The organism is Streptomyces sp. NPDC085932 (assembly GCF_044540525.1).
Classification (GTDB): Bacteria; Actinomycetota; Actinomycetes; order Streptomycetales; family Streptomycetaceae; genus Streptomyces; species Streptomyces levis.
The window spans coordinates 1,857,039-1,876,640 of record NZ_JBITSJ010000001.1 but is presented as its reverse complement, the minus strand read 5'-3'; the positions used below and the strand labels follow the sequence as shown (position 1 = coordinate 1,876,640).

Here is a 19,602-nt window from a genome sequence, read left to right as displayed (position 1 = left end):
TGGGGCGGGACCTGGGACGGGGGTGGGCCCGCCCGGAAGGCATCGGGCGGGCCCACGGTCTGGGACGGTGAGGCCCCGGCTTACTCCTCGGTGTCCTCGAAGGGGTTCTCCACGAGCGCGTTGGAGTGGGAGGCCGAGTCGTGCGCCAGCTGCCCCGGGTCGGCGATCGGTGCGAAGACCTGCTCGTTGTCCATGAACTCTCCTTCATCAGGCGGGAGATGCGGCGTTCGGTTGAGCGCCTGATCCCAACCTAATGAATCTGATTTTCATATTCAAGAGCGATCAGAGGGTGATCTGGGTAACACACGGGCCACCCCCCTTCCGGATCCCGGCCGACCCGGCCCGCCACCTTCAGCACGTCCGCGAGCAACCGCGGCGTCACGACCTCCCGCGGAGGCCCGTCGGCCACCACCCGGCCGTCGCGCAGGGCGACGATGCGTTCGGCGAACCGGGCGGCGTGAGCCAGGTCGTGCAGCACCATCACCACGGTGAGCCCGCGTTCCGCACGCAGGCGGACCACGGTCTGCAGCACGTCGAGCTGGTGGTGCAGATCGAGGTAGGTGGTCGGCTCGTCCAGCAGCAGGACGCGCGTGTCCTGGGCGAGCGCCATCGCGAGCCGGACGCGTTGCCGCTCACCCCCGGACAGCGCGTCGACGTCGCGGTCGGCCCAGTCCTCCACCCCGACGTCCCGCAACGCCCGGTGCACCACGGGGTCGTCGCCCTCCCGCAGCATGCCCAACGGGCCTCGTGCCGCGTACCGCCCCTGACGGACGAGGTGACGCACCGTCATGCCGGGTACGGCCGGGGCGGACTGGTGGAGCAGGGCCACCCTGCGGGCCGTCCCGCGCCGGGAGAGCCGCGCGAGGTCGTCCCCGCCGAGCAGGACGCGCCCCTCGTCGGGCCGCAGCAGCCCGGCGGCCAGTCGCAGCAGGGTCGACTTGCCGCAGCCGTTCAGGCCGATGAGGGCGGTCAGTTCACCCGGGCGGACGGTCAGGTCGACGCCGCGCAGTACGGGCCGTCCGGGGTAGCCGAAGTGGACCTTCTCCACGTGGATCCCTACGGACTCGGTCATGCTCTGTCCTTAAGTCGACTTCAGAACGTACGGCCCGGTGTGCGGCGCACGACGACCAGCAGCAGCGCGGCGCCCAGGCAGGCGGTCAGCGCCCCGACCGGCAGTGTGAGCCGCCCCGAGTCCAGCACCGCCGCCAGCAGCCGCGAGGACAGCTGCGCGGCCGCGTCGGCGCCGCACACCACCACCGCGCCCGTCAGGGCGGCGCCGGGAAGGCTCCTGCGCAGATCCGCGCCGAAGACGGCCACGGCCAGGTGCGGGACGAGCAGCCCGACGAAGCCCAGCGCCCCCACGGCGGCCACCGCGCCGGCGGTCAGGGCCACCGCGCACAGCAGGGCCAGGGTCCGGGCCCGGTGCGCGGCCAGGCCCGCCGCGAGGGCGATGTCGTCCCCGCAGCGCAGCAGGGTCAGCGGTCCGGCCAGCAGCCAGGCGGCGGCTCCCCAGACGAGCGCCCACGGCCACAGCAGGTGCCAGTGCTGCCACACCCGGCCCTCCGTGGTGCCCACCAGCCACTGCACGACGCTGCCGAGTTCACCGGGCTCCACGAGGAGCACCATGGCGGTGAGCCCGCCGAGCACCGCCGAGACCAGCACCCCGTGCACGGCCGTCTGCGCGGGATCACCGCGGCCGCGGCCCGCCAGCAGCCACAGCAGCGCCGCTCCGCCGCATCCGCCCGCGCACGCGGCGAGGACCACGGCCAGGGGTGAGTCCCATCCGGCGAGTCCCAGGGCGGTCGCGGTGACGGCGCCGAGCACGGCGCCCGGGGTCACGCCCGTCACCTCCGGCCCGGCCAGGGGGTTGCGCAGGGCGGACTGCAGGACCAGCCCGGCCACGGCCAGGCAGGCGCCGGCGCAGAGGGCCACCAGGAGTCTGGGCAGGCGCAGTTGGAACAGGATGTGGCGTTCCGTCGCGTCGCCGCCGCCGTTGAGGACGTCCCAGACCACTCCGGGGGACATGCCGCGTCCGGCCGCCACCTCCACCGCGGCGCACACGACGGCCAGGACCGCGAGAAGGGTGAAACGCCGGGTCACCGTGCGTCCTCCGTCGTGCTGGTCCCGCGCGGGGACGAGGGTGGTTCGCCGGGCCCGGGATCGCTGGTGGGAGCGTGCCGCGACGTTCCGGCGCGCGGCACTTCGTCCGCCGCACGGGGAGGCGTCGTCTCCCGGGGCCCGGGCAGCGGAGCGCGCACTGTGGACGGCGGGGTTGGCGTAGTTGGCGTAGTCGGCGGGGTCGACGCGGTCGGCACGGCTGACCCGGTTGACGCGGCTGACCCGGCTGTCGCGGTCGGCGCGGCTGACCCGGTTGACGCGGCTGACCCGGTTGACGCGGCTGACCCGGCTGTCGCGGTCGGCGCGGCTGACCCAGTTGACGCGGTCGGCACGGCTGACCCGGTCGACGCGCCTGACCCGATTGACGCGGTCGGCACAGTCGACACAGCCCGCGCAGTCGGTGCGGCTGACGCCGTCGGCGCGGCTGACGCCGTCGGCGCGGTCGGTCCGCGCCGGGCCGGTCGGCGCCGGCCGGACGATCGCATCAGCGCGACACCGGCCGGCACCCCCAACAGGGCCGTCCAGGCGCCCGCCGGTGTCTCCACGGGTGCGAGAGCCAGCCGGGCCGGGACGTCGGCGGCCACGACCGTGACGGCTCCCCAGGCCGCGGACCAGGGAAGCCAGCGCACGGCCCCTGCCGCGGGGGCGAACCATCGGCTCAGGTGCGGGGCGAGGAAACCCACCCATGCGACGGGCCCGCACACGGCCGTCACCGGGGCGATCAGCACCACGGCGATGGCCAGCGCGGCCAGGCGGGCGCGGTGGGCGCGCACACCCAGCGCCTCGGCGTCCTCGTCCCCCAGCCGCAGCACCGACAGCACCGGCGCGCACAGCACGAGCGCGGGCACCGCGACGAGCAGCCACGGCCACAGGCCTTGCACGTCGTCCCAGGTCCGGGCGGACAGGGAGCCGAGCAGGTAGCGGTAGATGAGCTGAAGGTCGAGCTGGTCGGCCATCACCATCAGCACGAGCAGCGCCGCCTGCAACGCCGCCGCCACCGCCGCGCCGGTCAGGAGCACGGCGGACGGGCTGCGGCCGAACCCGGCGACGAGCAGCGTGAGCCCGCCGCCGAGCACGGCCCCGCCGATGGCCAGCAGCGGCTGGACGGCGGCGGGCAGCGAGAGGGCAAGTACCAGCGGCGCGGCCACCCCGAGCGCGGCCCCGGACGACACGCCCAACATCTCCGGTACCGCCAGCGGGTTGCGCAGTGCCTCCTGGAGCACCAGTCCGGCCGCCCCCAGACAGGCTCCGGCGACGAGCGCCAGCAACAGGCGGGGGACGCGCAGTTCGCTCACGACGATCCCGGCCAGGGTGGTGTCCCCCTCCAGCACGGCGGCGACCAGCCGGTGCGGGGGGACGTAGGGGGTGCCGAGGCTGAGCGCGCACACCGAGGAGACGGCCAGGAGTACGGCCACGAGCAGCGGTTGCCCCCTGCGGGCACCGCGCGGGGGCCGCCGGCCATCGGCCGTGGTGCCGACCGCCGCGATGCCGTCCGCCACGGTGCCATCGGCCGCGGTGCCATCGGCCGCGGTGCCATCGGCCGCGGTGCCGTCCGCCTCCGCGCCGGCGGCCGCCGTGTCGTCCGCCATGGTGCCGTCGGTCGCGGCGGACGGTGGAAGGGCCCCCGGGCGCTCCGTGCGCCGCCTCACCGCAGCGCGGCCGTGGCCTCGTCGAGGACGATGCCCAGCGAACGGGTGCCGCGCCCCTTGGCCCACACCTCTGGGTTCACCTCGTGGACGTCACCGCTCCTCACTGCCGGGATCTTGCTCCAGAGCGGGTTCCCGGCGAGCTTCCCGGACAGCTTGCCGTCCGCGTCGCCGAAGCTCATCGTCTCGACGAACAGCACGTCGACGCCCTGGGCCAGGATCTCTTCGAGGCTGTAACTGCCCTCCACACCACGCGACTTCCACGGGTAGTCCGCGATCTTGGGGAACAGGCTGGCGGCCACGTCGCCTTCGGGGGTCGCGACGCCGAAGTTCTCGTCGCTGCCGTAGATGATGAGCGCGGTCTTGTCACTCGGGGTCTTCTCGGCCTCGGCGAGCTTCGTCCGGAAGGTCCTCTCCGCCTTCTCCCCCTCGGCGGTGCGCCCGGTGAGCGCGGCGACGTCGCGCAGGTACCCCACGCTGTCCTCCCACGTCTCGGGCTGCATGGCCCAGAAGGTGGTGGCGCCCTCGAGCGCCGGGGCGAGCTTGCCGTGGGTGTCTCCCAGGCCGATCACCAGATCGGGTTTGTGGGACAGGATCGCCTCCACCTCCGGGGCGATGAAGCCGCCGGGGATGACGTCGACCTCGTTGGCCTTCTTCTCCCCGAGGAAGTCCGGGTGGGCGAGCAACGTGCTGTTGGTGGCCGTCGGCACGAGGCCCAGTTCGGTCAGGATGTCGTCGCACAGGGCGAACAGGCAGACGATCCGCTCGGGTTGCTTCTTCAGGGAGACCTTGACGCCGTTGGTGTCGGTCAACTCCTTCGACGCCTTGATGGGTTCGACGGTCACGTCCGTCTTCGCCGCGGGCTTGGCCTCATCACCCGCGGGTTCTTCCGCGGACGAGCCGCAGCCGACCAGGAGCGAACCCACCGCCACTGCGGTGAGCCAGCTGCGGACGAATCTCGACGGTGAGCCCAGCATCGATGCCCTCGCTTCTTTCAGGTACCGGGAACGCACCGAACATACATGATAATCGTTTTCATCATCCCGTTTTCCGGAGGACCTCATGCCCGCTGACCCACCCGTTCTGCTCGTCTCCGACCACGTGGAGGGATCCGTCCACGCGCTGACCGTGCCGGACGGCGGCGTCCTCGCCCGTCTCACCGGCCGTCACCTCTCCGAGCACGCAGGGTTCCTGGCCCTGCCCGGAGGACGGGTGGCCTGCGTCGACGACCGTCGTGGAGAGCTGCTGGTCCTCGACCCCGGTGGCGAGGAGTTCGTCGAACGCGCGGTGCCGGTCGCCGTGCCGGCCGAGCACCTCGCCTGCGATCCGTCCGGTCGCCGGCTCGTCGTGACCACCGGCCTGGGCCGGAACGGCGAACCGTGGTCGGACCTGCTCACGGCCGTGGATCTGGACAGCGGAGAGGTCGCGCGGGTCCGGGCGCGCGTCGGTGAACCGGGCGTGACGGTGCTGGGCGGCGGCGACCCGCTGGTCGTGCTGCGGCACCGGGAACCCGGCGCCCTGGCCGTCCACCGGTTCGCCGACCTTCTCGCGGCTCCGCCCGGCTGCCCTCCGGTCACGCCTCAGGCGCTCCTGCCGCTGCCGGACGACGGCCACGGGGATGCGCAGGCGCCCGGCGCGGGACTCGTGTTCGCGGCCACCGGCGAGGGTGTGCACCGGGCCCGGAGGAAGGGCGACGCACTCGTGGCGGAGGCGGCCATTCCGTGGGGAGAGCCCGCCCGGGGCTGGTACCTCCGGCTCGACACCCGCCGACCTGCGCTGTGGAGCACGCTGCGCGGCGGAGACCCGGACCCGCTGCGGTGGCCGGAGTGGACCAACCACGCCTGGCGCCACGACCTGGGGACGGGCCGCACGCACCGCACGGAACTCGGTCCCGGACTGGTCTTCCGGCTGGCCTTCACCCGGCGCCACACGGCCTTCACCCGGGTCCACCCCGACGGCGACGAACTCGTCCTGCTGGCCGCGGACGACACCGTTCGCCGCCTGCCCCTGCCGGCCATGGACGGCGCTCCGTGTCGCGGCGGCACACCCTGGGAGGGCGTCCAGCGCCGTGCGGTGGCCGCCTCACCGGGCTCCGACTGGGTCGCCGTCACCCGGGGCGGTCACGGCGAGGTGCACCTCGTCGACGCGGAGAGCGGGCAGGAGGCGGCCCGTCTGCGGCTCGACACAGCGCTGCGGCACGGCGGCCATCTGGCGCTGCGCTGCCGGGACGACGGTGCCGAGGGTGATCCGGTGGGGCGATGACCGGGACGGCTCACACGCCGGTGCGTCCGTCGACGAGTTCGCGCACGACATCGAGGTGACCGTTGTGGCGGGACGTCTCCTCGATCAGGTGGAGGATCACCCACCGCAGGTCGACGTGGCGGCCGTCGCTGATGGCGCGCGCGGCCTCGGCGTCCAGGTCGTGGTCCGACACCAGGCGGCGGTAGCGGGCGCTCTGCTCCTCGTACGCGGCGAGCAGGTGCGGCAACGGGACGTCGACCGCCGTGCGCATCTCGGGATCGGGATCGTCGTCGGTCGCCTCGGCGAGCGGCCCGGCGAGCTCCTCGCCCAGGAACACGACTTGGAACCAGTAGTGCTCCACCCACCGCAGATGACTGATCAGCCCGCTCAGCGTCATCAGGGGTGAACTCGGGATCGGGGCCTTGCGGGCGTCCTCGGCGGACACGCCCTCGCACTTGGCTCGCGCGGTGTCACGGGCGTAGTCCAGGAAGGTCATCAGCTGCGTACGCTCGTCCCACGTGGGAGGCGTGTCGGTTCGTCGCGTCATCGCGAGGAGTGTCCCGCGGGTTCCCCCGGGTGTCGACGGAATTGATCGGCAGCACCTCGACCGCCCGGTCCCGGGCACATGCGCTGCGGTCTCACGTGACCGTGAGGACGATTTTGCCCTGGAGGTGTCCCCGGGCGGCGCGTTCGTGTGCCGCGCGTGCGTCGGCGAGGGGGAAGGTGCTGTCGATGCCGACGCGTACCGTGCCCGCTTCGAGCAGGCTGCCCAGTTCGGCGAGCTGCGCGCCGTTCGAGCGGACCTGGGCGCTGGACACCGTGACGCCCCGCCTCGCGATCTCCGCGGCGTCGAACTCGCCGGGGAACACGGGGAAGTGGGAGCCACCCCGCTTGAGCGTGCGCAGCAGGGCCCTGCTGCCCGGGCCGCCGACCGTGTCGAGTACGACGTCGACGTCGCGCACGAGTTCCTCGGGACGGTCCCTGGTGTAGTCGATGAAACGGTCGGCGCCCAGTCCGCCCAGGAAGGACGCGTGCGCCCCGGACGCCACCGCGACGACGTGTGCGCCCTTCCACTTGGCCAGCTGTACCGCGAAGTGCCCCACTCCGCCGGCGGCGCCGTTGACGAGCACCGTCGTGTCCTTGTCCAGTGCCGCGGGGCGATGGCGCGCCTCCTGGAAGGGCGACGGGTGGTCGTGCCCGACCTCGATCAGGAACTGCCACGCCGTCAGCCCGGCCATGGGGGCACCGGCGGCGTGCACGTGGTCGACACCGGCCGGCTTGCGGGCGAGGTCCGACGCGGGCGCTGCCACGTACTCGGCGTAGGCGCTGCCGTCGAAGCTCGGGAAGCGCAGCAGTCCGAAGACCTCGTCCCCCACGTCGAAGCCCTCCACGTCCGGGGCGACGGCTTCCACGACACCCGATACGTCCGTCCCCGGGATCGCCGGCAGCGTGACCGTCGACTCCGTCTGGCCGGGCATCGTGGTCAGCCCGTCGCGCAGGTACCAGTCCGGGGGATTGACGCCGGCGGCGTGCACCCGTACGAGCACTTCGCCCGGCCCCGGCCGGGGAATCGGCACCTGTTCGAAACGCAGGACCTCGGGGCCGCCGTACTCATGGAGCCGGACCGCCCTCATCGTGTCTGTCGGCATCGTCTCTCCTGCCCCCCGTCACGGGATACGCTGAAGCGGATCAGCGATCCGGAAAATCGGATCACTGATCCGAATATATGGACCACTGATCCGGATAGCAAGAGGGACGGGTACGGATGCGCGCCGACGCCAGGAAGAACCGCGACCATCTGCTCGCCGTGGCGGGCGCCGCGATCAGCGCACAGGGCGTCGAAGTGTCCCTGCGCGACATCGCCCGCAGGGCGGACGTCGGCCTGGCCACGCTGCTGCGGCACTTCCCGACGCGCGAGGCCCTGCTCGACGCGCTGCTCCGCACCGGCTTCGACGAACTGACGGCCAGAGCAGAGGAGTTGGAGTCATCCGACGCGCCGGGGGACGCTCTCGTCGCATGGCTCCGCGACTGCGTCGCGTGGACGACCGAGTACCGGGGGGTGACCGTGCTGATGGCAGCCGCCATCGAGGACACCGGGTCCGCGCTCCACGCCTCGTGCGTCACCCTGCGCGCGGCCGGGGCGCGGCTCCTCACGCGCGCCCAGGCCGCGGGCGTGGCGCGCGGTGATCTCGACGGGGCCGACCTGTTCGCGCTGGTCGCCATGCTGGCCTGGCTCGGCGACCAACCCTCCCTCGCGCCGCGCGCCGATCGCCTCTTCGGCGTGGTCGCGACCGCGCTTCTGACGGACGAGGGGAGCGGCTGAGGCAGGACCCGCCCGGCGGCGCGCCGTTCAGGTCACCGGACCCTCCGTGGGCGGTGCGGGATCGTAGGCGGCCTCCCGGGTGAGGTCGTGCAGGCGCGACGCGGCGGTGAGCATGTCCCGGTGGCTGGTGAAGAGGGCGTTGACGCCGAAGCGGAGGAGGTCGGGCGCGCGCATGTCGGCGATGACACCGCGCTCCGCGAGGGCGACGGCCAGGCCACGGGCGTGGGCGTGGCGCAGGGTGACCTGGCTGCCGCGGCGGCCGGGGTCGGCCGGGGTGACACTGCTGAAGCCCAGGGGGGTCAGAAGCTCGTCCGCGCAGCGCAGGAAGAAGCCCGTCAGGGACAGGCTCTTGGCGCGGACCCGGCTCAGGTCGACGCCGTCGAAGGCGGTGAGGGCCGCTTCGAGGGCGAGCAGGGACAGGATCGGCGGAGTGCCGATGCGGGCGCGGGCGATGCCGGGGGCGGGCGTGTACGTCCGGGACAGGCCGAACGGGTCCGCGTGGCCGGTCCAGCCGGGCAACGGCGTCTCCAGCCCGTCGTGGTGGCGCCGGGCCACGTAGAGGAAGGCGGGGGCGCCGGGGCCGCCGGAGAGGAACTTGTAGCCGCAGCCCACCGCCAGGTCCACGCCGAGGGCGTCGACGTCCAGGGGCAGGGCGCCGGCGGCGTGGCACAGGTCCCACAGCACGAGGGCCCCGGCGTCGTGGGCGGCGCGGGTCAGCGCCCGCATGTCGTACAGCTCGCCGGTGCGGAAGTCGACGGGCGAGTAGCTGACGACGGCGACCCGTTCGCCCTCGGCGGCGAGGAAACGCGGGAGGTCCGCCGGGGGTACGTGCCGTAGCTCCAGGTCGCGGCGGCGGGCGACGGACTCGGCGAGGTAGCGGTCGGTCGGGAAGTGCCCGGGGTCGGTGACCAGCAGGGGGCGGTCCGGGCGGAGCGCGGCGGCGGCGTCGAGGGCGGTGAACAGTTGCACGCTGGTGGAGTCGCCCGCGATCGTCTGCCCCGGCTCGGCCCCGATGAGCCTGCCGATGGCGTCGCCCACGCGCAGGGGTGCCTCCCACCAGCCGGCCCCGTTCCAGGAGCCGATGAGTCCGGTGGCCCACTGGCGCCGTACGACGTCGTCCAGGGCCGCCGGCACGGCGGCGGGCAGCGGTCCCAGGGAGTTGCCGTCGAGGTACACGACGTCCGGCGGGAGCAGGAAGCGGGCGCGGAGGCCGGCCAGGGCGTCGTCGCCGTCGAGCTGTGCCGCCTGCTCGTGCAGGGCGGCGGCTGCGGAGAGTGCGGTGGTCATCGGTGTGCGGCCTCCTCGCCCGCGGGGCCGGCGTCCGCCGGGGTGAAGGCGGCCGCCATGTCCCGGAGGGTGTCGGCGACCGCGCGGGCGCCGGGGGCTCCGGGTTCGATGAGGGTGTAGTGGCCGGTGCCGGACAGGACGACCGTCCTGAGGTCCCGGTGCACGGCCGCGTAGTCGCTGAACTGGGTGAGCGGGACCTCCTCGTCGGCGGCGCCGTGCAGCAGCACGGTGGGGACGCCGGTGGTCCCGGCGTCGCGCAGCAGGGTGAGGGGGTCGACCTCGGCCAGACGCTCGGTGAACTGTTCCTCGCCGCCGAGGAGTTGCAGGGCGGCGTCGTTGCTGAGGCGGTCGCGGCGGGTGGCGGTGAGGTCGGTGATCGGAGCGAGGGCGAGCACGCTCGTCGGCAGGGTGCGGGTGTGCCAGCGGGAGCCGGGCGGCAGCAGGCCCCGGGCGGCGCACCACAGGGCCAGGTGTCCGCCGGAGCAGTGGCCGGCCAGGACGTAGGGCCGGCCCTCGGGCAGTGTGTCGACGATGCGGGCGATGTCGTCGAAGGTCTCGGGGTAGCCGCCCGCGCCGCCGGACCGGCGGAAGCCCGGGAGCAGCACGCTGAAGCCCTGCGAGGAGAGCCAGGCCGCGAAGGGGGTCAGGTGCATCCGGTCGTAGCGCCAGTAGCCGCCGTGCAGCAGGATCACCAGCGGCGCGCCGGGGTCCTCGGACGGCCAGGCGTCGTAGGAGTGGTGGGGGTGGTCCCCGTAGCGGCCGTGCACCGGTGCCAGGACCGGCTTCAGGCTCAGGACCCGCTGCTCCTCCTCGGCCGCGAAGGCGGAGATGGTCCTAGACGTCACCGCGCACCTCCCACAGTTCGGGGAAGACCGGCCGGGCCGCGCGCTGTTCCAGCCAGGCCAGCCCGGCGGATCCGGCGCTGCCCGGCTTGGCTCCCATGGCACGGCGGACCACCAGGACGTGGTCGAAGCGCCAGCGGGTGACGAGTTCGGCGATGTCGGTGAGCAGTTCGCCCAGGGCGACGTGCGGATGGTGCTGCGGCCCGGCGTAGACGTGCCGCCAGGTCTCCACGACGCCGGGGTCGCTGTCGTACGGGCTGGTCACGTCCCGTTCGCGGACGTGGCGCGGGACGGGCAGGCCCTGGCGGTGGAGGTGGGCCAGCACCTCGTCGTAGAGGGACGGTTCGCGGTAGGTCTCGGCGAGCGCCTCGTGGACGGCCGGGTCGCCGCGGTGGGCGCGCAGCAGCCGGGCGGACTTGTCGCCGAGGAGGAACTCCATGTGCCGGTACATCGCCGACTGGAAGCCCGAGGCCCGGCCGAACGCGGCCCGGAACCCGTTGAACTGGGCCGGGGTCAGGGCGGCGATGGGCGCCCACGCGGCGCCCAGGGCGGTCAGCGCACGGCGGCTGCGCACCAGCGCGTCCATGGCCGCGGGCAGGTCGTCCTTGGCGAAGGCCACCTTGGCCGTGCGCCACTCGTGCACGATCAGGGTGAACCACAGCTCCATCACCTGGGTGGTGACGAGGAACCCCATCTCGTCGGGGGCCTCGGTGAGCGGGTGCTGCAGCGAGTTGAGGACGGACGCGTGCACGTACGTGTCGTAGGGACTCGCGCCCTCGAAGGGCCGGGTCAGGGCGTCGTCCACCGCCGGCCCGTCGAGGGTGGTCGTGCGGTCGTTCATCACATCTCCTAGGGGTGCGGACGGGTCACACACCGAGGTGGGCGCCGCCGGAGGCGTCGATCCACTGGCCGGTCACCCAGCGGGCGTCGTCGCTCGCGACGAAGGAGACGACGTCCGCGATGTCCACCGGGGCGCCGAGCCGGCCGAACGTCGAGGCCTCGGAGTAGCGGCGGCGGATCTCCGGGACGGCGAGGGTCGGGTTGATCTCGGTCTCGGTGTAGCCGGGCGCGACGGCGTTGACGGTGATGCCCCTCGGGCCCAGCTCCTGGGCCAGGGAGAGGGTGAGGTAGTCCAGGGCGGCCTTGGTCATGGTGTAGGAGACGATCGCCGGGAAGGCGACGCGGGTCGCGACGGAGGAGATGTTGACGATCCTGCCCCCGTCCCGCAGGCGGTCGAGGCCGCGCTGGATGATGAAGAACGGCGCCTTGGTGTTGATGGCGAAGACGCGGTCGTAGTCCGCCTCGGTCACCTGGGCGATCGGGCGGGGGACGGTGATGCCCGCGTTGTTCACGAGGATGTCCAGGCCCGCCGGGGCGTCCTGCTCCGCCAGGGCCTCGTCGAAGGCGGACCACAGGGTGTCGGCGTCGCCGGGAACGCCGAGTTCGGCGTGTACGGGGAAGGCGCGGCCGCCCTCGGCCTGGATCTCCTTGACGGTCCGCTCGGCCGCCGTCAGGTCATGGCCGTAGTGGACCGCCACGAGGGCGCCCTCGCGGGCGAGGCGGTGGCTGATGGCTCTGCCGATGCCCCGGCTGCCTCCGGTGACCAGTGCGGTCTTCCCGGCGTGGCGGGCGGTGGCGGTCATGTGGGTCTCCTTCGCTGAGGGGTGGCGTGGCGTGCGGATCGGGCGGTGCCGGCCGGGTGCCGAGGCCGAGGGGGGCTCGGGCAGGGGGGCGGGTCAGGCGTCGAAGTCGAGGGTGACCTCGGGGGTGCGGGGTCTGGCGCGGCAGACCAGCGTGTAGCCGGCGGCGCGGTCCCGTTCGTCCAGGGCGTGCTGGCGGTCCGCCGTCACCTCTCCGGACAGGACCTTCGCGCGGCAGCTGCCGCACACGCCCTCCCGGCAGGCGTACGGCACGTCGGGGTGGCTGCGCAGCAGTGCGTCGAGCAGGACCGGGTCGTGCGGCAGGACGGTGGCGGCCCGGCGGCGCCCGTCGAGCAGGGCGGTGACCCGGTGCTCCCCCGCTCCCGGTGCCCCGCCGGTCGGCTCGGGCGCCCGTGGCCGCGTGCCGTCGGCGGTGAACAACTCCCAGCGGATGAGGGAGGGTTCGGCTCCCAGGCCGGCCAGGACCTGCCGCGCGGTGGCGACGAGGCCGGGCGGTCCGCACAGGGCGAACGTGGTGTCCGGGCCCGGCCGGGCGCCCACGGCCGCCAGCACCCGGCGTACCCCGGACGCGTCCAGGCGCCGGGCGAGCGGACCGCTCCCGCTCCCCCGGTCCTCCCGGGTCAGCACGTACAGGACGGTGAAGCGGTCGACGAACTCGTCCTTGACCTCGGCCAGTTCATCGGCCAGCACGGCGTCGGCGGAGGTGCGGACCGAGTGGACGAGACTGACGCGGCAGGCGGGGTCGCGGCGCAGCGCGTGGGCGGCCATCGGCGCGAGGGGGGTGATGCCGGTGCCGCCCGCGAGGAGGACGTGATGGGCGCCCGGCAGCCGTGGCAGGGCGAAGCTGCCGGTGGGCGGGGAGACTTCGAGACGGGCGCCCGGTGCGAGGCGGGTCGTGGCGTGTTCGCCGAAGCCGCCGGGTCCGGACCGTTTGATCACCAGGCGGAGTGCCGTGGGTGTGTGCGGTGGCGGGCAGATCGAGTAGCTGCGGCGCAGTTCGGTACCGGCCGCGCGGTGCCGGACGACGACGTGCCGGCCGGGGTGGTGGGCGAAGACGTCGCGCAGTGCGGTGGGCACGCGCAGGGTGACGGCGACCGTGTCGGCGGTCAGGTGACGGACCTCGGTGACGTCGAGCGGGTGCCAGCCGGTGCGTCGGGGCGGGCCGGCCGGTGCCTCGTCGAGGAGGGCGGGCGGGGTGGTGTTCACGGAGTGCCTCACAGCGCGGTCAGGTGGGGGAAGGGCTCGCGGCAGGCCGTGCACCACAGCACCGACTGACAGCGGGACGGCCCGAAGGCGCTGTGCGGCCGGGTGGCCCGTGAGCCGCAGTGCGGGCAGGGCACGGCACCCAGCGCGACGGGGACCGGGCTCCCGGGGGCCGGGGTCACGGGTGGGGCGATGCCGTGCGCGGCCAGTGCGCGCCGCCCTTCGGCCGTGATGCGGTCCGTCGTCCAAGGAGGGGAGAGGACGTGCCGGACGCGGCCGTCGGGGTGGCCGCAGGCGGTCAGGACCTCCCGCACCGCTGCGGTGATCTCGGGCAGCGCCGGGCAGCCCAGGTAGGTGGGCGTGATCTCCACCTCCAGCACGCCGTCCGCGCCGGGCGCGACGGAGCCCACCACGCCGAGGTCACCGAGGCCGATCACCGGCAGTTCCGGGTCCGGGAGCGCGGCCACCCGCTCGCGCACCTCCTCGGCCGAGAGGCGGGCCGTGACCGGTGCGGGCCCGGTCACCAGGTGCCTCCGGGGAACTGCCGCCGCACCGACTGCAGTTCGGCGAGCAGCGGCCCGAACTCCTCGGTGTGCAGACCCGAGCGGCCGCCGGTGGCCGACCAGGTGGGAGTGGGCACGGCGAGTCCCGCCTCCGTGACGACCTCGGTGACCCGCCCGAGCCACGGGGCGCGCAGGGGAGCCGGTGAGGGCACGGTGCCGGACGCGGCCAGGCGGCGCAGGACGTCGTCCTCCTCGAAGAGTTCGCCGGTGTACGGCCAGACCCGCTCCAGGGCGAGACGCATCCGGCGCGCGCTCTCGGCGGTGCCGCGCCCCAGCGTCACCGTCCAGCGGTCGGCGTGCAGCCGGTGGAAGGCCACCTCCTTGGTGGCCCGGGCGCCGAACGCGGCGAGTTCGGGGTCGGCGCAGTGCGCGAGAGCCTCGTAGTGGAGGACGGCGTAGTGGGTGTAGGCGAGTTGCCGGGCCACGGTCACGGCGAAGTCCCCGTTGGGGAGTTCGGTCAGCAGGGCGTTGGCGAACTCGCGCTCCGTGCGCCCGAAGGCGAGGTCGTCCTCGGTGCGGCCGGTTCCGTCGAGGCGGCCGGCCCGGGTGAGCAGCACGCGGGCGTGGCCGATGAGATCGAGGGCGATGCCGGACAGGGCCAGGTCCTCGTCGATGGTCGGTGCGCGGGTGATCCACTGGCACAGCCGCTGCCCCAGGACGAGGGCGTCGTCGCCGAGGCGCAGCAGGTGCCGGGCCAGGTCGGGGTCGGCGGCGGACGGCGGTTCGTCCGGCAGGGTGCCGGGACGCACCGCCGCGACCTCACTCGTGGTGCTCACCTTCGGGGCCTTTCTCGGTCAGCGGCGCGTAGTGCTCGGGGTAGCGGTACGGCTTGTGGCGGGCGCCGGCGAAGTACGGGTCGCGTTCGTCCGGGGAGGCCGTGTGCACGGCGTCGGAGCGGACCACCCACAGCGACAGGGGTTCACCCCGGCGCGTGTACAGGTCACGGGCGGCGGCCAGGGCCGCGTCCGGACCGGCGGCGCGCACCGAACCGACGTGCTGGTGGGCCAGGCCCCTGCGGGCCCGCAGGAACACCTCCCAGGACGCCGGCGCGCCCTCCCGTGCCGCGCTCACGCGGCCGCTCCCCGCGGCTGGTCCGTCCTCGCGGCGTACGCGACGGCGGCCTCCCTGACCCAGGCGCCGTCCTCGTGCGCGGCCAGCCGGTTCGCGATGCGCTGCCGCGCCCAGTGGGTGTCGTCGCCCAGGGCCGTGCGGTAGGTGTCCCAGTCGACGGGCGTGAAGTCGTAGTGGCCGCGCTCCTCGTTCCAGCGGATCGCCGGGTCGGGCAGCGTCAGACCGAGGCGCTCGGCCTGTGGGACGCAGGTGTCGACGAAGCGCTGGCGCAGCTCGTCGTTGGTGTGGCGTTTGATGCCCCAGGCCATCGCGCGGCGGGAGACCGCCGCTCCCAGCGCGGCGGTCCGCGCGTCGGCGCCGCCCGCCTCGGTGTCGGGCGGTCCGAACATCAGCGCCACCGCCGGCAGCCACCAGCGGTTCACCGCGTCCTGCGCCATCTGCTTCTGCTCCGGGGTCCCCTCGCACAGGGCGCGCATCAGGTCGTAGCCCTGCCGCACGTGGAAGGCCTCCTCCTGGCAGACGCGGCGCATCGCCCGCGCGTAGGGCCCGTAGGAGGTGCGGCACAAGGGGGCCTGGTTGATGACGGCGGCGCCGTCCGTCAGCCAGGCGATGGCTCCGGTGTCCGCCCAGGTCAGCGCGGGATGGTTGAAGGTGGCCGAGGCGCGCTGGCGGCCGTGGTGCAGGGCGTCCAGCAGGTCGGCGCGGTCCACGCCGAGCGTCTCGGCCGCGGAGTACAGGTACAGGCCGTGGCCCGCCTCGTCCTGCACCTTGGCGAGCAGGACCGACTTGCGGTGCAGCGACGGGGCGCGGGTGAGCCAGGCACCCTCGGGCTGCATGCCGATGATCTCGGAGTGGGCGTGCTGGGCGATCTGACGGACCAGCATGCGGCGGTAGCCGTCGGGCATCCAGTCGCGCGGTTCGATCGTCTCGCCGTCGGCGATGAGGGCGTCGAAGTGGGCGAGCAGTTCGTCCTCGCCCGCGGCGGCGGTGCCGTCCGCCGTGGCGGTGCCGTCCGCCATGGTCGGGTTGTCCACGGGGGCGGTGCCGTCCGCGGCGGTGGGGGTCGACGCGGTCACCGGGCACCGCCCGGGCGTCCGGTGACCGTCGCGGCGGTGCCGTGCTGCGGGCACCGTCCCGGGACCCGGACCCGTACCGGCTGCCTGGGCACGCGCATCACTCCTTCGGCTGGGAACCGCCCGCGCGGGACGCCGGGCGGAGCGGGTTGCTTCGTTGCGGTAAGAGGCCGGGCCCGTGGCCCGGCTATCCCCGCCGCGTGAGGTTCCCTCGCGTGACAAAGCTCACGGGACGGCCCGGGGAGTGCGCCCGGGCGCTGCCGCCTCTTGAGGGGGTGACAGTCGTAGACCGCGGCGGCCGGCACGCCGAGGCGAAAGGGGAAACCATGAGCACCATCAGGGAGTTGCTGGTCGAACTCACCGGCACGGCCGAGTACGCCGACCGGATCGGCGACGACGCCGACCTGGCCGCCAGCGGCATCGACTCCGGGGACCTGGTGCGCCTCGTCCTCCTGGTCGAGCAGCGCCTCGGCGTCGAGATCACCGCCGAGGACATGGAGGAGCTGCACACGATCGGCGACTACGAGCGTTTCGTGGCCGAGCGCGCGGGCGCCGGCGCGAGCGGCGGTGCGTGATGTGGCTGACGCAGCTGCTGGAACGCAACCGCCAGTGCCGTCCCGGCCGGACCGCGCTGGTGGACGAGGAGCGCAGCGTCACCTGGGCCGAACTGCACGACCGTACGCTGCAACTGGCGTACGGGCTGGCAGAGTTGGGTATCGAGCGCGGTGACCGGGTGGCCGTGCTGTCCAAGGACCGGATCGAGGTCCTGGAGAGCTACTTCGCGCTGGCCCGGCTCGGCGCGCTGTTCGTGCCGCTGAACCACAGCCTGGCCGAGCCCGAGGTCGCCGGGATCGTCGAACGCGTCGGCGCGGTGGCCGTCCTCGGCGAGTCCGAACTGCTGGACCGGCACGTCGACCTGCCGGACTCGGTGCGCGTCCGGGTGGCCTTCGACAAGCCCGCGTTCGCGGCGCTGGGCACGCTGGCCGCCGAGCGGGAGCTGCCGGACGTCGCCGACACGGACCCGATCGCGGTGCTGCACACCTCGGCGACCACCGGGCAGGCCAAGGGAGTCACGGTCGACAGCGCGTCGTTCCGCGCGATCGCCCTCGGCTGGCTGGTGCTGGCCCGCCCCACCGACGACATCGTCATGGTGAACTGCTGCCCGCTGTACCACGGCAGCATGGTCGTGTCCCTCACCTACCTGGCGGCCGGCGCGACGGTCGTGCTGATGCCCGGGTTCACCCCGCAGCGGGCCCTGTCCGCAGTGGAGCGGCACCGCGCCACGCACATGTGGCTGGTGCCGCAGATGCTGCGCTTCATGCTCCAGGCGAAGGCGTCCCGGCACACCGACCTGTCCTCCCTGCGGGAGGTCCTGTACGGGGCCGCCCCGATGCCGCTCGACGTGTACGCCGACGCGGTCGAACGGCTCGGGTGCGGCTTCCGGCAGGTGTACGGCATGACCGAGGTGGGCGGCCCGTTCGTCACGCTCGGCCCCGACGAGCACCCCGCGCCCGGGGACGTCGCCGCGCGCATCCCGTGCGGGCGGGTCGTGCCGGGCATGTCCGCCCGAGCCGTGGACGAGACCGGGCGGGAACTGCCGCCCGGCGAGATCGGTGAGATCGTGGTGCGCGGACCGGGCGTCATGCAGGGCTACTGGAACGACCCGGAGGCCACCCGCGAGATCACCCGCGACGGCTGGATCAGGACGGGCGATCTCGGCTTCATGGACGAGGAGGGCCGCATCAGCCTGGTCGACCGCACCAAGGACGTGATCATCCGAGCGGGCCAGAACGTCTACCCCTCGGAGATCGAACGCGCCCTGATGACCCACCCGGCGGTCCGGGACGCGGCGGTGGTGGGCATGCCCGACGAGGACTACGGCGAGGTGCCGCTCGCGTACGTCGCCCTGGAGGCGGGCGCGGAGCCGGGCACCGCGGAGCTGCTCGCGCATGTCGCGGGGCTGCTCGCGCCGTACAAGCGGCCGCGGCGGGTGGAGTTCATCGAGCAGGTGCCGCGCAATCCCGCCGGGAAGATCATCAAGAAGCTGCTGCGGGTGTGAGCGCGTGCGACGGCGAACGGCGATGATCGAACGCCCCACACGTCCCGGGCCGGCCACGACACCTCCGTCGCGGCCGGCCCGGCCCGCTGCGGGGCCGGTGCGGGCCGACCGTACCGCTGCGGAACCGATGCGAGCCGACCGGACCGCCCCCGAGCCGGCGTGCCCCGCCCCAGCCGGTGAAGAGCCGGCGTGGACAGCCCGGGACGACGGGAAGCCCGCGAGGCCGGCCCCGGGCGGCATGGAATCCGCCCGTACCGCCGAAGGCCGCAAACAGCCCACACAGCCGCCCCACGGCGACGACGAGCCCCAGCGGACCGCCCGAGAGCACGCGCAGCCTGCACGACCGGCCCACGACGGTGAAGAACTCATGCGGACCATCCGAGACCACGAGCAGCCCCCGACGCCTGCCCATACCGGGGTGGGAACCGCACGGACCACCCGGGACCCCGGGAAGCCCGCTTTGCCGGTCCAGGGTGCTGGAGAGCGGGTCTCGGTGGGGCGGGGCGTCGGGGTCCCGGTGGAGGGTGATGGTGGGGAGGCGCTGCGGCCGGTCCTGGCTGCCGTCGGGCTCGGGCTCGGCGTCGCGGCCGTTTGGGAACCGGGTGCGGAGCCGGCCGGGCCCGCCGAGGCCGCTGCCGCGGCGTCGATGCCGTCGAGGCGGCGGCTGGAGTTCCTGGCCGGCCGGCGGGCCGCCCGGCGGGCCCTGCGCGCGGTGGGGCTGGACTGCGGTGAGATCCCCCGGGCGGGGCGCCTGCCGGTGTTCCCGCCGGGACGGGCCGCGTCGATCTCGCACAGTGCCGGGATCGCCGTCGCCGTGGCCCGCGCCCCCGGCCGGGACCTGCCGCTCGGCTGCGACCTGGAACTGCGGCCCCTCCCCCGCGCCGCGTCCCGCCTGGTCCTGCGCGCCGACGAGGAGTGGCTGCTCGACGCCGGGGAGTGCGGGGACGACGGAGTGCCACCGGGCGCGCGCGCCGGGTGGTCGGTGACGGAGCTGTTCTCCGCGAAGGAAGCCGCGTGGAAGGCCCTCGCCGTCGCCGCAGTCGGGCGCGGGGCCGAGGGGGCGGCCGGCCTGCGGGATCTGCTGGCGACGCCCTGCGAGCGGGACCTGCGCGTCTGCCGGCGCGCCGAGCCCGCCCGCGCCGTGCGGGTGCGGGTCGTGCGGGTCGGCGCAGGCGTGTTCAGCTACGTCGTCGGCCGGGTCTGACCCGGGAGACGTGTCCGCCCCCGGTGCGTGTGACGCACCGGGGGCGGAAGGGTTTCGGGTCAGTGCCCCTGGGGGCCGCCGTCCCGGTAGGAACGCCGGACGGCGTCGGCCGCCTTGTCGGTCCTGGCGTCGTACTTGTTGCCCGTGCGCTCGTCGACCATGCGCTCGGCGCCCGAGACGCCCTTGTCCGCCTGGTCGGGGTGGCCCTTGGCCATCTGCTTGGCCTTGTTCATCATGTCGCCCAGCTTGCCCATGGGGGTACCTCCGGGAGGTGCGCGTGCATCGTGTACCTCGCCGCAGGTACCCCTCAG

General features: G+C 74.1%; 21 protein-coding genes and 1 pseudogene. 5 read left to right on the top strand and 17 right to left on the bottom strand.

What is annotated here, in order from left to right; genetic code table 11:
• Positions 1–80 precede the first annotated feature (80 nt).
• The 5 genes and pseudogenes from amiA to ACIGAQ_RS08010 all read right to left on the bottom strand — a co-directional run bounded on the left by amiA (position 81) and on the right by ACIGAQ_RS08010 (position 4,741).
• Positions 81–194, bottom strand: a complete 114-nt coding sequence (amiA, locus tag ACIGAQ_RS08030; RefSeq protein WP_241270818.1) for a streptamidine family RiPP — start codon at positions 192–194, stop codon at positions 81–83.
• Positions 195–250: 56 nt separating this feature from the next.
• Positions 251–1,072, bottom strand: coding sequence for an ABC transporter ATP-binding protein (locus ACIGAQ_RS08025; protein WP_399780049.1), 822 nt, complete (start codon positions 1,070–1,072; stop codon positions 251–253).
• Positions 1,073–1,092: 20 nt separating this feature from the next.
• Complete coding sequence (locus ACIGAQ_RS08020; RefSeq protein WP_399780046.1) at positions 1,093–2,100, bottom strand: FecCD family ABC transporter permease; 1,008 nt, start codon at positions 2,098–2,100, stop codon at positions 1,093–1,095.
• 407 nt (positions 2,101–2,507) lie between these two features.
• Positions 2,508–3,506: pseudogene (locus ACIGAQ_RS08015) on the bottom strand (FecCD family ABC transporter permease); the annotation flags it as partial.
• A gap of 257 nt (positions 3,507–3,763) precedes the next feature.
• Complete coding sequence (locus tag ACIGAQ_RS08010; RefSeq protein WP_399780043.1) at positions 3,764–4,741, bottom strand: ABC transporter substrate-binding protein; 978 nt, start codon at positions 4,739–4,741, stop codon at positions 3,764–3,766.
• 85 nt (positions 4,742–4,826) lie between these two features.
• Here ACIGAQ_RS08010 and ACIGAQ_RS08005 point away from each other — a divergent pair, with 85 nt between their 5' ends.
• Positions 4,827–6,026, top strand: coding sequence for a hypothetical protein (locus ACIGAQ_RS08005; RefSeq protein WP_399780040.1), 1,200 nt, complete (start codon positions 4,827–4,829; stop codon positions 6,024–6,026).
• 10 nt (positions 6,027–6,036) lie between these two features.
• Here ACIGAQ_RS08005 and ACIGAQ_RS08000 read toward each other — a convergent pair whose 3' ends face one another.
• Positions 6,037–6,552 (bottom strand): DinB family protein, encoded by a 516-nt coding sequence (locus tag ACIGAQ_RS08000; RefSeq protein ID WP_311685978.1) that lies wholly within the window; start codon positions 6,550–6,552, stop codon positions 6,037–6,039.
• A gap of 91 nt (positions 6,553–6,643) precedes the next feature.
• Entirely contained in the window at positions 6,644–7,654 is a 1,011-nt protein-coding gene (locus ACIGAQ_RS07995) for an NADP-dependent oxidoreductase (protein ID WP_399780036.1), read from the bottom strand.
• Positions 7,655–7,770: 116 nt separating this feature from the next.
• Here ACIGAQ_RS07995 and ACIGAQ_RS07990 point away from each other — a divergent pair, with 116 nt between their 5' ends.
• Positions 7,771–8,328, top strand: coding sequence for a TetR/AcrR family transcriptional regulator (locus tag ACIGAQ_RS07990; RefSeq protein WP_311685982.1), 558 nt, complete (start codon positions 7,771–7,773; stop codon positions 8,326–8,328).
• A gap of 27 nt (positions 8,329–8,355) precedes the next feature.
• Here ACIGAQ_RS07990 and ACIGAQ_RS07985 read toward each other — a convergent pair whose 3' ends face one another.
• From ACIGAQ_RS07985 to paaA, 9 genes are all read right to left on the bottom strand, one after another.
• Positions 8,356–9,615 (bottom strand): kynureninase, encoded by a 1,260-nt coding sequence (locus ACIGAQ_RS07985; protein WP_399780032.1) that lies wholly within the window; start codon positions 9,613–9,615, stop codon positions 8,356–8,358.
• Positions 9,612–10,460 carry an alpha/beta hydrolase family protein gene (locus ACIGAQ_RS07980; RefSeq protein ID WP_399780029.1) on the bottom strand — a complete coding sequence of 283 codons (849 nt, stop codon included), beginning with the start codon at positions 10,458–10,460 and terminating at the stop codon, positions 9,612–9,614. Before ACIGAQ_RS07980 ends, ACIGAQ_RS07985 begins: the two co-directional genes overlap by 4 nt.
• Positions 10,450–11,298, bottom strand: coding sequence for a tryptophan 2,3-dioxygenase family protein (locus ACIGAQ_RS07975; protein ID WP_311685988.1), 849 nt, complete (start codon positions 11,296–11,298; stop codon positions 10,450–10,452). The genes ACIGAQ_RS07980 and ACIGAQ_RS07975 overlap by 11 nt, the downstream gene beginning before the upstream one ends.
• A 25-nt stretch (positions 11,299–11,323) precedes the next feature.
• Complete coding sequence (locus tag ACIGAQ_RS07970) at positions 11,324–12,100, bottom strand: SDR family oxidoreductase (RefSeq protein WP_399780026.1); 777 nt, start codon at positions 12,098–12,100, stop codon at positions 11,324–11,326.
• Between the two features lie 93 nt (positions 12,101–12,193).
• Complete coding sequence (locus ACIGAQ_RS07965; RefSeq protein WP_399780023.1) at positions 12,194–13,324, bottom strand: 2Fe-2S iron-sulfur cluster-binding protein; 1,131 nt, start codon at positions 13,322–13,324, stop codon at positions 12,194–12,196.
• An 8-nt stretch (positions 13,325–13,332) separates the two neighbouring features.
• Entirely contained in the window at positions 13,333–13,848 is a 516-nt protein-coding gene (gene paaD, locus ACIGAQ_RS07960) for a 1,2-phenylacetyl-CoA epoxidase subunit PaaD (RefSeq protein ID WP_399780718.1), read from the bottom strand.
• On the bottom strand, positions 13,842–14,633 hold the full coding sequence (gene paaC, locus ACIGAQ_RS07955; RefSeq protein ID WP_399780715.1) for a 1,2-phenylacetyl-CoA epoxidase subunit PaaC: 792 nt from the start codon (positions 14,631–14,633) through the stop codon (positions 13,842–13,844). The genes paaD and paaC overlap by 7 nt, the downstream gene beginning before the upstream one ends.
• Before the next feature lie 10 nt (positions 14,634–14,643).
• Positions 14,644–14,955: a 1,2-phenylacetyl-CoA epoxidase subunit PaaB gene (paaB, locus tag ACIGAQ_RS07950; RefSeq protein WP_085572033.1), complete on the bottom strand. Its 312-nt coding sequence runs from the start codon at positions 14,953–14,955 to the stop codon at positions 14,644–14,646.
• A complete protein-coding gene (paaA, locus tag ACIGAQ_RS07945) occupies positions 14,952–15,974 on the bottom strand; it encodes a 1,2-phenylacetyl-CoA epoxidase subunit PaaA (RefSeq protein ID WP_399780712.1) in 1,023 nt (340 codons plus the stop codon). Before paaA ends, paaB begins: the two co-directional genes overlap by 4 nt.
• A 380-nt stretch (positions 15,975–16,354) precedes the next feature.
• Here paaA and ACIGAQ_RS07940 point away from each other — a divergent pair, with 380 nt between their 5' ends.
• The 3 genes from ACIGAQ_RS07940 to ACIGAQ_RS07930 all read left to right on the top strand — a co-directional run bounded on the left by ACIGAQ_RS07940 (position 16,355) and on the right by ACIGAQ_RS07930 (position 19,291).
• Positions 16,355–16,603 (top strand): acyl carrier protein, encoded by a 249-nt coding sequence (locus ACIGAQ_RS07940; protein ID WP_362285625.1) that lies wholly within the window; start codon positions 16,355–16,357, stop codon positions 16,601–16,603.
• On the top strand, positions 16,603–18,087 hold the full coding sequence (locus ACIGAQ_RS07935; RefSeq protein WP_362285622.1) for an AMP-binding protein: 1,485 nt from the start codon (positions 16,603–16,605) through the stop codon (positions 18,085–18,087). The genes ACIGAQ_RS07940 and ACIGAQ_RS07935 overlap by 1 nt, the downstream gene beginning before the upstream one ends.
• A 517-nt stretch (positions 18,088–18,604) precedes the next feature.
• Positions 18,605–19,291 carry an enterobactin synthetase gene (locus tag ACIGAQ_RS07930; RefSeq protein ID WP_399780018.1) on the top strand — a complete coding sequence of 229 codons (687 nt, stop codon included), beginning with the start codon at positions 18,605–18,607 and terminating at the stop codon, positions 19,289–19,291.
• Positions 19,292–19,350: 59 nt separating this feature from the next.
• Here ACIGAQ_RS07930 and ACIGAQ_RS07925 read toward each other — a convergent pair whose 3' ends face one another.
• The gene (locus tag ACIGAQ_RS07925; protein WP_362285616.1) at positions 19,351–19,545 is read right to left on the bottom strand and encodes an antitoxin; all 195 of its coding nucleotides are present in this window, start codon (positions 19,543–19,545) and stop codon (positions 19,351–19,353) included.
• Between the last annotated feature and the right edge of the window lie 57 nt (positions 19,546–19,602).

What these genes read in the sequence shown, in the direction of transcription:
- amiA (WP_241270818.1), bottom strand. Translation starts at nt 194, where the DNA reads ATGGACAACGAGCAGGTCTTCGCACCGATCGCCGACCCGGGGCAGCTG.
- ACIGAQ_RS08025 (WP_399780049.1), bottom strand. Translation starts at nt 1,072, where the DNA reads ATGACCGAGTCCGTAGGGATCCACGTGGAGAAGGTCCACTTCGGCTAC.
- ACIGAQ_RS08010 (WP_399780043.1), bottom strand. Translation starts at nt 4,741, where the DNA reads ATGCTGGGCTCACCGTCGAGATTCGTCCGCAGCTGGCTCACCGCAGTG.
- ACIGAQ_RS08005 (WP_399780040.1), top strand. Translation starts at nt 4,827, where the DNA reads ATGCCCGCTGACCCACCCGTTCTGCTCGTCTCCGACCACGTGGAGGGA.
- ACIGAQ_RS08000 (WP_311685978.1), bottom strand. Translation starts at nt 6,552, where the DNA reads ATGACGCGACGAACCGACACGCCTCCCACGTGGGACGAGCGTACGCAG.
- ACIGAQ_RS07995 (WP_399780036.1), bottom strand. Translation starts at nt 7,654, where the DNA reads ATGCCGACAGACACGATGAGGGCGGTCCGGCTCCATGAGTACGGCGGC.
- ACIGAQ_RS07990 (WP_311685982.1), top strand. Translation starts at nt 7,771, where the DNA reads ATGCGCGCCGACGCCAGGAAGAACCGCGACCATCTGCTCGCCGTGGCG.
- ACIGAQ_RS07985 (WP_399780032.1), bottom strand. Translation starts at nt 9,615, where the DNA reads ATGACCACCGCACTCTCCGCAGCCGCCGCCCTGCACGAGCAGGCGGCA.
- ACIGAQ_RS07975 (WP_311685988.1), bottom strand. Translation starts at nt 11,298, where the DNA reads ATGAACGACCGCACGACCACCCTCGACGGGCCGGCGGTGGACGACGCC.
- ACIGAQ_RS07970 (WP_399780026.1), bottom strand. Translation starts at nt 12,100, where the DNA reads ATGACCGCCACCGCCCGCCACGCCGGGAAGACCGCACTGGTCACCGGA.
- paaA (WP_399780712.1), bottom strand. Translation starts at nt 15,974, where the DNA reads ATGGCGGACGGCACCGCCACGGCGGACGGCACCGCCGCCGCGGGCGAG.
- ACIGAQ_RS07940 (WP_362285625.1), top strand. Translation starts at nt 16,355, where the DNA reads ATGAGCACCATCAGGGAGTTGCTGGTCGAACTCACCGGCACGGCCGAG.
- ACIGAQ_RS07935 (WP_362285622.1), top strand. Translation starts at nt 16,603, where the DNA reads ATGTGGCTGACGCAGCTGCTGGAACGCAACCGCCAGTGCCGTCCCGGC.
- ACIGAQ_RS07925 (WP_362285616.1), bottom strand. Translation starts at nt 19,545, where the DNA reads ATGGGCAAGCTGGGCGACATGATGAACAAGGCCAAGCAGATGGCCAAG.